The organism is Acinetobacter wuhouensis, assembly GCF_001696605.3.
GTDB lineage: Bacteria > Pseudomonadota > Gammaproteobacteria > Pseudomonadales > Moraxellaceae > Acinetobacter > Acinetobacter wuhouensis.
On sequence record NZ_CP031716.1, the window covers coordinates 3,556,503 to 3,568,459 of the forward strand.

Annotated in this window: 12 protein-coding genes; 2 read left to right on the forward strand and 10 right to left on the reverse strand. The window is 38.2% G+C overall.

The genetic code is table 11. From position 1 onward, the window contains the following. Positions 1-50 precede the first annotated feature (50 nt). The 6 genes from parC to BEN71_RS17705 form a co-directional block, all read right to left on the reverse strand. On the reverse strand, positions 51-2,270 hold the full coding sequence (gene parC / locus BEN71_RS17675; RefSeq protein WP_068974988.1) for a DNA topoisomerase IV subunit A: 2,220 nt from the start codon (positions 2,268-2,270) through the stop codon (positions 51-53). A 323-nt stretch (positions 2,271-2,593) separates the two neighbouring features. After that, the gene (locus BEN71_RS17680) at positions 2,594-2,971 is read right to left on the reverse strand and encodes a lysozyme inhibitor LprI family protein (protein WP_227542630.1); all 378 of its coding nucleotides are present in this window, start codon (positions 2,969-2,971) and stop codon (positions 2,594-2,596) included. After that, the gene (locus BEN71_RS19400; protein WP_227542631.1) at positions 2,955-3,998 is read right to left on the reverse strand and encodes a PAAR domain-containing protein; all 1,044 of its coding nucleotides are present in this window, start codon (positions 3,996-3,998) and stop codon (positions 2,955-2,957) included. Before BEN71_RS19400 ends, BEN71_RS17680 begins: the two co-directional genes overlap by 17 nt. 303 nt (positions 3,999-4,301) lie before the next feature. Further along, positions 4,302-5,621 carry a niacin transporter NiaP gene (niaP, locus tag BEN71_RS17695; RefSeq protein ID WP_068974987.1) on the reverse strand — a complete coding sequence of 440 codons (1,320 nt, stop codon included), beginning with the start codon at positions 5,619-5,621 and terminating at the stop codon, positions 4,302-4,304. 156 nt (positions 5,622-5,777) lie between these two features. Next, positions 5,778-6,422: a trimeric intracellular cation channel family protein gene (locus BEN71_RS17700; protein ID WP_068974986.1), complete on the reverse strand. Its 645-nt coding sequence runs from the start codon at positions 6,420-6,422 to the stop codon at positions 5,778-5,780. A gap of 59 nt (positions 6,423-6,481) precedes the next feature. Beyond that, complete coding sequence (locus BEN71_RS17705) at positions 6,482-6,961, reverse strand: YchJ family protein (RefSeq protein WP_068974985.1); 480 nt, start codon at positions 6,959-6,961, stop codon at positions 6,482-6,484. Positions 6,962-7,092: 131 nt separating this feature from the next. Between BEN71_RS17705 and BEN71_RS17710 the strand changes: the two genes are divergently transcribed. Then, a complete protein-coding gene (locus BEN71_RS17710) occupies positions 7,093-7,851 on the forward strand; it encodes an SIMPL domain-containing protein (protein WP_068974984.1) in 759 nt (252 codons plus the stop codon). A 122-nt stretch (positions 7,852-7,973) separates the two neighbouring features. Here the strand turns inward: BEN71_RS17710 and BEN71_RS17715 are convergent, their stop codons facing one another. Then, positions 7,974-8,399 carry a hypothetical protein gene (locus tag BEN71_RS17715; RefSeq protein ID WP_068974983.1) on the reverse strand — a complete coding sequence of 142 codons (426 nt, stop codon included), beginning with the start codon at positions 8,397-8,399 and terminating at the stop codon, positions 7,974-7,976. A gap of 150 nt (positions 8,400-8,549) precedes the next feature. After that, positions 8,550-10,127, reverse strand: coding sequence for a TerC family protein (locus BEN71_RS17720; protein ID WP_068974982.1), 1,578 nt, complete (start codon positions 10,125-10,127; stop codon positions 8,550-8,552). Positions 10,128-10,500: 373 nt separating this feature from the next. On the opposite strand from BEN71_RS17720, the gene BEN71_RS17725 reads away from it, so the two are divergent. Next, a complete protein-coding gene (locus tag BEN71_RS17725; RefSeq protein WP_068975112.1) occupies positions 10,501-11,133 on the forward strand; it encodes an LOG family protein in 633 nt (210 codons plus the stop codon). A 31-nt stretch (positions 11,134-11,164) separates the two neighbouring features. On the opposite strand, the gene BEN71_RS17730 is transcribed toward BEN71_RS17725, so the two are convergent. Both BEN71_RS17730 and BEN71_RS17735 read right to left on the reverse strand, forming a co-directional pair. Then, complete coding sequence (locus tag BEN71_RS17730; RefSeq protein ID WP_068974981.1) at positions 11,165-11,476, reverse strand: hypothetical protein; 312 nt, start codon at positions 11,474-11,476, stop codon at positions 11,165-11,167. Positions 11,477-11,539: 63 nt separating this feature from the next. Continuing rightward, entirely contained in the window at positions 11,540-11,881 is a 342-nt protein-coding gene (locus BEN71_RS17735) for a GlpM family protein (protein WP_068974980.1), read from the reverse strand. Positions 11,882-11,957 lie beyond the last annotated feature (76 nt).

Below are 11,957 nucleotides of genomic sequence, written 5' to 3' on the forward strand. Positions count from 1 at the left end.
ATTCCGAATACATTGCATATATAACGTATTTTGATCAATGGATGCTAGTTTTATCTTTGAATCAACAGTTTATTTGCTTTTTGATAGCCACGTGGTAAGAGTTGACCTTTCGATGCACGCTTACCGATATATTTCTGTAAATCATCACCTTTTAGTTTTAATTGTTGCTGTCCTGCAAGCACTTGAATTATTTCATCTAAATTCAAAGTTAGCATAAACTGAATCTGTTCATCAGCCTCAAGTTGTATCAACTTATTACCTTTCCCTTTATTGAGTGTTGGCAATTCTGACAAATCAATTAAAAGTAACCGGCCCCCTGAACTGAGTATAGCCAAATGCGTATGATTTTCAATCACTTCAATTGGCATCGCTTTAGCATCATCCGCGACAGTCAAGAATGTTTTACCTGCCTTCGCATTGGTATCTAGTTGTTTTGCTTGAGATTTAAAACCATAACCTTTGGTACTCACAGCAATAATTTCTTTTTCCTCATCCTCCACAAGGACTTGCATAAAACTCACACCATTGGCTGGAGCAAGTTTTGAACTCAACGGTTCACCTAAGCCACGTGCTGAAGGTAAACTATTAATCGCCAAGGCATAACTTCGCCCAGTTTCATCCAAGATGTAGACTTTCTGATTGGATTTACCTTGCGCTGAACTGAGGTACTGATCACCTGCACGGAAATTTAAATTCTCGGCATCAATATCATGACCTTTGGCAGAACGAATCCAACCTGCTTCAGATAAAACCACAGTGACCGATTCGGCAGGAACGAGATCTTGCTCACTGATTGCATGCGCTTCTTCACGTAAAACAATTGGGGATTTACGATCATCACCAAATTTTTTCGCATCATCTTTAAGCTCTTCAATAATTAAAGACTTTAAAGATTCAGGATTTGCCAATTGTTCACGAATCACCGCTGCTCTCGCTTCCAGTTCTTCTTGTTCACGGCGCATTTCCATTTCTTCAAGTTTTGCCAAATGGCGTAACTTCAGTTCTAAAATGGCTTCTGCTTGAATTTCATCAATATTAAAACGCGACATCAACACAGGTTTAGGCTGATCTTCTTCACGAATAATGCGAATCACTTCATCAATGTTCAGATAGGCAATGATTAAACCACCAAGAATGTGCAGACGTTTTTCAATTTTATTTAAATGATATTGCAGGCGACGTGTGACAGTATGTTTACGAATCTCAATCCATTCTAATAATATTCTGCGAATTGATTTCACTTGTGGACGACCATCTGCGCCAATCATGTTCATATTGACACGATAGCTAGACTCTAAATCAGTCGTTGCAAATAAATGACTCATCACAGCATCGGCATCGATACGATTTGAACGCAGTACAATGACTAAACGAGTTGGGTTTTGATGATCTGATTCATCACGTAAATCACTAACCAAAGGCAATTTCTTGGCTTGCATCTGATCTGCAATTTGCGAAATGACTTTTGAACCTGAAACTTGATATGGTAGTTCCGTGATCACGATTTCATTTTTTTCAATCGTATAAACTGCACGAGTACGATAGCTTCCACGACCCGAAATTTGAATTTTTAATAGTTCTTCTTTTGAAGTAATAATTTCAGCTTTGGTTGGTAGATCTGGTCCTGGAATGTATTCTGCAACCTTCTCATCACTCAGATCAGGTTTACGGATTAAAGCAATCGTACCTTTGACCACTTCACGTAAATTGTGTGGTGGAATATCCGTTGCCATCCCGACAGCGATACCCGTTGTTCCGTTTAATAGAATATTCGGTACACGCGCAGGTAAACTCACAGGTTCTTTCATCGTACCATCAAAGTTATCTTGCCAGTCGCAGGTACCTTGACCCAATTCTGAAAGTAGTAAATCACTATATGCTGATAATTTTGCTTCGGTATAACGCATTGCCGCAAATGACTTAGGATCATCAGGTGAACCCCAGTTGCCTTGCCCTTCAATAAATGGGTAGCGATAACTGAAAGGTTGCGCCATCAACACCATTGCTTCATAACAGGCTAAATCACCATGCGGATGGTATTTACCCAACACATCACCGACCGTACGTGCAGATTTTTTGGGTTTGCCACTTGGTTTTAAACCCAACTCGCTCATTGCATAGACGATACGGCGTTGTACGGGTTTTAGACCATCACTGATATGGGGCAATGCACGATCCATGATTACGTACATGGCATAGTTGAGATAAGCTTGTTCGGTAAATTCTGCTACAGAACGATTCTCTGTTGCTTGATGCGCAAGGCTTGTCATAACAACCTTTAATCCTAAGTAAATGCGTTTTAAATATTTCTAAATCTAAGTTCTTATGCTAAGTCGCAGGGTCAGCCTATACAAGTGTAAGTATGTGCTTCAACGACAATTTGCGTCTTTAGAAGTTTCTAATGTCGTAAAATTATCCATTTTTAAGGAAATGAGCAACTGATAATTTTAATTGGATGAAAATACAAAATGAAATCCAATAATTAGAAATTTATCAAAGACTGTAGCACTATTTTTTAAAATGTAAGAATTTACAGACTCACCAAACTCTCAACAAAGGGAGGAGACTCCTCCCTGATCGAGCTAAATTAGGTTTACTTATATTTTTTTAAAAATTTAATACGATCATTAGTCATATCAATTTCACATTGCATAGCATCAAAGTGGCTTTCACGTCCGTAATTAGCTTCATCCACTACGCATTTACTTTCTTTCTCTTTAATCCAGTTGCGCTGTAATCGCTGAAGCTCTTCCTTTCGGTTTTTTTTTAAGCCAGCCATCTTTTGTTTATAAGCTGTATTGAGCTTTTTGTCTGCAGTCTTATATTCGTCAATATAGCAACCTAAAATGTCATTATGCATTGTACTATTTGGGACACATTTAACTTGATAGTCGGCATCAGCAAATGTCAATGTGCTACCAAACAACATGATTAAAATGAATAAATAAGCTTTACTATTTATAACAGTCACACTTCAACCCCTTTTCAAATATATCAGCTTCGTCTCTGCGTCGTTTCCCTACACCACTGTTTCCATTGGGTCCTGTTTTATTCCAAAGCTTCGACATATCTCTAAAAATATCAGGGATTTTTTCAGGAGTGGTAGCTTCTAAAGCTTCTTTAATCTGACGCATGTGTTTTCGTGTTATTCCACCATTTTTTGGCTCTGTTAATCCTGGTCCACGATTGAATACAAGAGAAAGTAGGACACCTTGGCAGTGAGGGTGGAGTTTTAATGCACTTGGATAAATAGAGAGTGTTTGATTTGCATATCTTGTTTTAAGCACTGTAGCTAAATGCAGTCCTTTTTCCTTTGTGATTGTTATATCTAATAATTGAGGAACTAAAGCCCTTGCTGCTGCTCCTTTCTTTCCTTGGGCTTTTAGTAATCTTTCAATCTGAGCTTCAGTATAAAATGGTCCTAGATCAGCTTTAATTTGCGTTGCTGATTGTTGACCAAGATCATAACCTATAGCCAATGTTACACCGCTAAGGTCATCGCCTGGTTGATAAGGCTTTGGTTCAAATTTTTCATATTCCAGAATTTTTTTCCACATTTCCATTGAAATGATATATGGACCAGGTGTTGAATTAAAACTAACAGTTTCTACAACACACTCCGGCGCACAAGGATCCTTCTTTTTATCAGTATCATCTACCAGACTATTAGTTAAATTTTGTTGAGAAATGACAGGCTGAAGATTAGAGACTATAGAAAGTAAGTTAGAGCTACCATTATCGCCCACAGTTAAATGTTGATCACCGATACATTTACAACCACAAGACAAAGGAGAATTATGCTGTGCCGCTGGCTTACCCATCACAATCATATGATTATCACCAGAAACAATCGTAGAGACACACTTATGTTTTGGACAAGTTGCTTTGTCTCCAACACAAGCAATGGGTTTACCCTCAATCAAAAAAGATGATTGACCAGAAATAACTTTTCCCCCACCTGTTGTAGGTGAACCTAAAGTAATATAAGGAGTTGCCATAGCTTTTTCCTTTCATTATATTTTGTTATAAAATATCAAAATAGATGCTATAATTTTTCTTCTATAGATAGATTAAAGAGTTTTGATTCTACTAACTAATTATTTTAGCATTGTATAATGTTTTTACTTTCCACCCTTCAACTTATTCTAATCTAGATAAAACTCATAATTACGAATTAATCTATTAACCTAACAACAAGTAAGCAAATAGAACATTTCTAATTTGTAACTATCTGCCATAAAGTCGTTGACGAGAACCTGTAAAAGTAAGGAAATTCTAAATAACAATTTCCTTACTTTGAATTACAACCCCATCTCTTCCAAAGTCTTGCCTTTCGTTTCTTCACCCAGAATTAGAATGACTAAAGCAACACCAACAAGCACCGCAGTAAACATCATAAATACAGCACTAAAGCCATTTGTAGCAACCATCATATGGGTCACAACCAATGGTGCAACAATACCGCCCATGCGCCCAATCGCCGATGCCCAACCCGAACCAAAAGCACGAATATTGGTTGGATATTGTTCAGGTGTGTAAGTATATAATACACCCCAAGCACCCAAGTTAAAGAACGACATCAAACACCCCCACAACATGATCATACTGACTGACGTGGCTTGCCCGAAGAAATAAGCTGATACCGCACACATGCCAATAAAGCCTGCCAAAGTCGCTTTACGACCTAACTTTTCCACTAACCAAGCAGCTGCGACATAGCCTGGAAGCTGTGCCAAGATCATGCCGAGCACATATTCAAAGGACTGCACGATGCTATAACCTTGTTTGACCAATAAACTTGGTAGCCAAGTGAAAATACCGTAGTAGGAAAATACAATCCCGAACCAAATCAGCCACAGCATCAAAGTACGTTTAGCAAAAGGATTTGACCAAAGTTGTGAAAATGATATGTTTTGTTTTTCCGCCACAGGTTTGACTTCAATGGTTTCAATCACTTCCACACCACATTGACGTTCAAGCTTTTGTACCAATGCATGTGCTTCTTCGATGCGTCCACGATTGATCAAATAAGGAACTGATTCAGGGACTTTTTTCAGAATCATAAACACATAAATCGCAGGCAAGCCACCGATCAAAAAGGCAATATGCCAACCATAATCAGGAATTACAAAATAGGAAATTAATGCAGCAACGAGCCAACCTAGGCCCCAAAAGCTTTCAAGCAATACAATAAAACGACCACGTACATGCGCAGGGATATATTCACTCACCAAAGTCACAGCAACAGGCAACTGACCACCCAAGCCTAATCCGACAATAAAACGAAACACCAATAGCCATGTTAAGTTTGGTGCAAAAGCACATAAAGCCGTCGCAATACTATAAGTGACTAAAGTAATTGCAAAGACTGTCCGACGACCAATACGATCTGCCAAGCCACCTGAGAATACCGCCCCGATTGCCATACCGACAAAACCGATCGATACTACCCAGCCTTTTTCAGATGGCGTCATTTGCCATTCTTCTGCCATTTTGGTGAGGATAAAGGAAATCAGACCTGTATCCATGGCATCGAACATCCAACCGAGTCCGATTACCCATAGCAAGGTATAGTGAAATTTTCCAATCGGTAGGCGTTGTACGCGTGAAACTAAATCCATAATCGTGCTCTATGAATATGCTGTATCAGGTGAAAGGGAGATGCTGCCTTCACAACAGGATTTATAATTGTATTCATTATTATAAAAGTTCTGACTTTGATCTAAATCAGAACTCGGTATCTATCATTTAAAAGCTAAACTTTTTATTCGGCTAAATCAAGATTCATCTTTTGATGATGCAGATTGTTCATCATCATCTTTATAGATAAATTTCGGCATTTCCAAACCAAAATAAATCGCAATACAGCGTAGTGAAAAACCAAAAACCAAAGTCGAAATCACCGTCACTTCTAAAGACAATCCGACATCCATACAGAACCAATAGAAGATCACCGCAACAAATGAAATTGAGGCATAGAGTTCACGGCGGAACACCAAAGGCACATCATTACACAGAATATCACGCAGAATACCGCCTGAAACCCCTGTCAATACACCTGCAACCGCAGAAACAACAAAGCCATGTCCCATATCTAATGCGATCTGACAACCAATGATGGTAAATCCAATCAAACCCAAAGCATCAAGCAACAGAAAGATAGAGTGTAAATGCTTCATCCATTTAGCAATTAGGATGGTGACAAATGCAGCTGCACAGGTGAGTACCAAATATTCAGGATGCTTGACCCAAGTCAGTGGATAATGCCCAAGCAATACATCCCGCACTGAGCCACCGCCAAGTGCTGTCACACAGGCAATCAAAACCACGCCAAACCAGTCCATACTACGCCGACCCGCTGACAAAGCTCCTGTCATGGCTTCAGCCGTAATTGCAATAATATAGATGACTAATAACAACATTGCCCTTCTTCCGCTGAGGGTTATCGATGCGCGTATTCTAAGTCAAATTGCATGAAAAGTTACAGATATTGTGCGCAACATTGCTTAAATTTTTTACCTGAACCACAAATACACGGTTGTTTCATCGTGATCTGCTGATCTGTGGTTGGATCTAGGAAAAACCACGTATTATCAAATTTTACAAAATGTGAAACTTCATGATGAATTTGTAGAGATTGATCTGCTCCATCCAAGGCTGAATAATGTGCTTTAAATTCAACTTGAGCATGGTTTTTATCGAGTTTTTCTTGGGCTTGTACAACTTCAAGCTTTAACCACTGATTGGCTTTACTCCAATCTGCAATGGCTTTGGCATCCAAAGCTTGTTGCTGCCCAAGCGCAGTCGTTTTGACAATATAATCAATCTCTTGTTTGGCAAATGCACTATAACGTGAACGCATCAATTGTGCTGCTGTTTCAGCTTTTTTCTGACCTAAATGTAGAGCTTGGCAACATTCGCTATAAAGTTCAGAACCACAGGGGCAAACAAGATTAGACATGAAATTACTCAAATAAATTTGAATGTAGTTTAACAAAAACCATCATTTATAGTTGGTCAACAAACTCGCCTTGACACACTTTTAAATTCTCAATATAACTTGAATCAATAATAATTTTAGAAATATCAAAAATGGAAAATAAAACCATTACATCTAAAAGCTTATGGGTATTTGCATTCATTCTCAGTCTAGGCTTTGTGATCTCTGCTGCTGTGATCGGTTATGCCTTAAAGCAATCCAATCGTTCACAAAACTCGATCAGTGTAAAAGGTCTTTCCGAAAAACCAATCAAAGCGGATTCGGCACGTTGGGAAATTAACGTTCAAACACCTACGGCTTCAAATAGTATTCCTGAAGCTTATCAATTGCTTGATCAAAATCTTAAAACACTACAGGCTTTTTTTGTAGAGCAAGGCTTTAAAGCCACTGACTTACAACAAGGCAATAAAAGCTCTCAAGCCTATTATGAAGAAGTACAAGATGAGGAAGGTAAGACTCGACGTGAGTTTCGTGGTTATATCGCGATGCAATCTATTGTAATCAGTAGTCGTGATATTCAAAAAATAGAAAAAGCCGCAAAAAATGCGTATTTACTCGATGAAAAAGGTCTTTCGATTGAGCAAAAACCTGAATATCTGGTGTCTAATTTAGAAGAAATTAAAATGTCGTTGATTGCCAATGCAACCAAGAATGCACATAGCCGTGCCAATGAATTTGCCAAAGTTGGTGGTGTAAAAGTCGGTACAATGCGCTCAGCAAGTCAAGGCGCTTTCTATATCTTGCCTGAAAGTGGTTCTGATGATGACAGTGACTATGGTGGTGCTTATGACAAAGCAACCATTAATAAAATCGCGCGTGTTGTTGTGACCATTAACTATGCAATTGATTGATTAAAAATAATCTTATTTTCAATACAAATATTATTGATGTAGAAAATAATAGAGGCTCTGAAAATCGATTAATTTAATTTTGTGTTTTATTTCACATAAGCCCATTATTTTAGATTATTGTATTAATGAGCACAAAATTTATATCCAAAATGATTAAGACACACCTTGATTCCTTTAAGTGAGTAATCCATACACCCTTTATGAATACACTTATTCTCTGAAAATCCTTCATGAGCTAAAACCACTAAGAATTGCTTAATGCTGTTTATTTGATTTTGGCTTAGTGTTTGCTTTATATCTATAAGTTTTATTCCAAAAATAGGGTTAGTTGGTGTGTCTGGATAACATTCAAAATACCAAGGTTGCTGACATTCTACACAGGCATAATAAAACTCACCATAATCAAATTCTGGTTGTGCTTTCTCACAAGGAATACTTTCAAGTATGTAATTAGGAAAGCTATTTTTCACATCATAGTTTTGACTAAAAATATCCAAAAAGCTATTAGGACATACAAAAAAACTACCTACAGAATGACATTCACACATAGTTTTTGTTCTTTAAAATTTATCTAAAATTAACTTCATACACCTTATGCGAAGTACAATTTATTAGTCAAATTATTTCAATAGCGTGAGAATCTTATAAACAAAAAAAGCCAGTCTTTCGACCAGCTTCTTCACTATTTTAAATGTGGGTTAATCGTCTTCCGACTGTTCCAATGCCTTGATATGCACCTTCTCAATCTTATGACCGTCCATTGTCACCACTTCAAACTCATAACCATCTGCTTGAAGTTTAGAGCCATTTTCAGGTAAACGACCTAAATGGAATAACAAGTAACCTGAAAGTGTTGAATATTCTTCAGAATCATTGACTAAATCACGACCTAAAAGCAATGAAACATGACGAATATCCGTTGAGCCTTCAAGCATCAATGAACCATCTTCAAGGCTTTCCGCAGCAGCTTCGAGTTCATCTTCATCAGGGAACTCCCCTGCAATCGCTTCAAGCACATCAATCGGTGTTGCAATCCCTTCAATCGAACCATATTCATTCAGGACAATTGCCATTTGCAACGGTGCTTGGCGAAGCTGTTCCATCACCATCAACACTTGTGCATTTTCATGGACGATTACTGGCTCACGTAAATGCTTTTTAAAATCTAAAACACCCGTTTCAATATAATCATTCAACACTTTATGAGTTAAAACAATCCCTTCAATATTGTCCAATTCACCACGCGCCAGAATTAAACGTGAATGTGACATCTCCATTAAATTTTCTTTAATGGTTGCTTCATCTTCATCTAAGTCTAGCCATTCCAATTCAGGGCGTGGGGTCATCACAGATTTTACAGGGCGTTCAGATAAACCAAGAACACCTTGTACCATGACACTGTGATATGCACCATTTTCATCGTCAAACATTTCATCTGCAAGCGCTTGCGTTGCGATCACATCATCCACTTTACCACTTTGATTGTCAGCAGATTTACCACCGAGCATTTTCAAAACAGCCGAGGCAGTACGAAAACGTAAGTCTGTAGTAGTGACCATTTTCTCTTGGTTTTTACGCATGGTTTGGTTCATAAACTCGATCAGCACCGAGAAACCAATTGCTGCATATAAATAGCCTTTTGGAATGTGATAACCAAAACCTTCCACGATGAGCGAGAAACCGATCATCATCAAGAAACCAAGACACAGAATCACCACAGTCGGATGTTTATTAACAAAATCCATCAAGGCTTTGGATGCCCACAGCATGATCCCGACGGCAATCACAACTGCAATCATCATGACTGAAAGGTGTTTCACCATTCCCACAGCAGTGATCACACTATCCAAAGAGAATACGGCATCTAAGACTACAATTTGGACGATCACCATCCAAAACGCAGCATGGACAGGATTTTCTTCTTTGACGGCTTGCGCACCTTCAAGGCGCTCATGCAATTCCATTGTCCCTTTAAACAATAGGAATACACCACCAAACAGCAGGATCAAATCTCGCCCTGAAAATGGATGATCCATAATATGGAACAAGGGTGCGGTAAGCGTGATCACCCACGCAATTGAGGCAAGTAACACCATCCGCATACATAAGGCGAGTAATAGCCCAATGATACGTGCTTTATCACGTTGTTCAGGTGGAAGTTTTTCTGCAAGAATTGCAATAAAAACAAGGTTATCTATACCTAAAACAATTTCCAGTACAACCAGTGTCGCAAGACCGACCCATGCAGAAGGATCAGACATCCATTCAAGAATCATTGACCTTGCTCCATTGAAGATGTGCAATTGCGAGTTTCAGCATATGTGAACTGTAAATTTCGAATTTGATTAGATAACTTTAGTTTATTTTGAAATATTTTTTTGTCTAAAGATTGTGCATTTTCGGAGCGACAACAACCACTACCCATGATGATTCATTTATTGAGAAACAAGCTTCAAGTATAGGTAATTTTGCTAAAAATTTCATCTCATTTATCATGTTTTATATGAACTTTATATGAAATAGCAATAGATTCATCGTGATACATATCATTGCCAAATCAATCACGATTCAACATGTTTTTGTCATATTTTTGACTTAGAGTAGTAGAAACACATAAGAACATGATAAGTTAAGGTGAAAAAATAAATGATGAATAGCGTACTCCCTGTAATGAAAAATGAAATGCTTGAATTAGATCAACCCACTCGTAAAGCAACGCAATGCCTCATCGCACTATATTGTGGCTCCCGCTTTGGCAATAAACCGATTTATAAAGACACAGCAATAGATTTGGCGAAAGGTATCGCAGAACATGGTTTTGGCATCGTCTATGGTGGTGCAAGCATTGGCTTAATGGGTCAAGTTGCTGACACAGTGACGGAACACGGTGGTGAAGTGGTCGGGGTAATTCCAGAATTTATGCTGGACTATGAAATCGCACATAAACAATTGACTGAACTACACATTGTACAAAGTATGCATGAGCGCAAAGCCATGATGGCAGAGCGTGCCAGTGCATTTGTCGCCTTACCTGGTGGATTTGGAACTTTTGAGGAAATCTTAGAAATCGCGACATGGGGACAACTGAATCAGCACCAAAAACCGATGATGCTTTACAATGTAAATGGTTTCTATGATCACTTAATTGCACAACTCGATCATGCAGTGGAAGAGGGTTTTTTACCGCCTCAGCATCGCGCGAAATTGATTGTTTGTAACAATGCCAATCAAATTTACAATGCGATTAAAAACTTAGAAGCACCGAAACATTTTATTGTATAAATATTCAAAATAGCAGGTGAAAGCCCATCTTTTACCTGCTCATCCACAGCGTTAAAACTAACAATAGCCCCCCTGCAATCATCAGCCCCCAATACAGCAAAATAAATACTTTGGCTTTGCGCAAATGTAGATGATAATTAACCGTCTTATCCCAAATAATTTTATATTTTTTTTGACCTTGTTGTCCCCATACGTATCCCATGTAGTCCCAATAACCTAGAACTACGTTTTTCTCACGCAAATATTTATACAGATGATAATCCACAAAACAAAAAATGATCATGGCGCTTAAAAAGCACAACAGCATCAGTAGTGGCAACATATCAATTAGCAGTTCTTTCATTTCATTATTTTCTATATCTGTATTTTTAGAATATTTAGAAATTGCTCATTGCAATATTGACCATTAATTGTGAAACATCTGCCAACCATAAATCAAACCTGCTGCAGCCACGATCCAACATAGTGTTGCAACGCCAAGACAAGACCACATCGACAATTTTGTTGCGAGTAAATAGACCACAAGTAAATAAATAAAATAGGGAATCAGTGACCATAAGCCAAACAATGCCGTTTGCTTTAATGCATCTCCACCCTTCTCTTGCGATACAATCACATGGGCAATCAAGGCAAAAGTTGGAAATAACGGGACTAAACCTGCAATATAAAATGCCTTACTTTTAGAAAGAATCGAAATCAACAAAACCACTGCTGCGCCGATGACACATTTCAAAAACAAAGACAGCATTTATACCTACTCAGCAATAAAACCAATGGACTGAGTGTAGTGAATTTAAGGTATAAAAGCTAAAAAGTTTGAATGA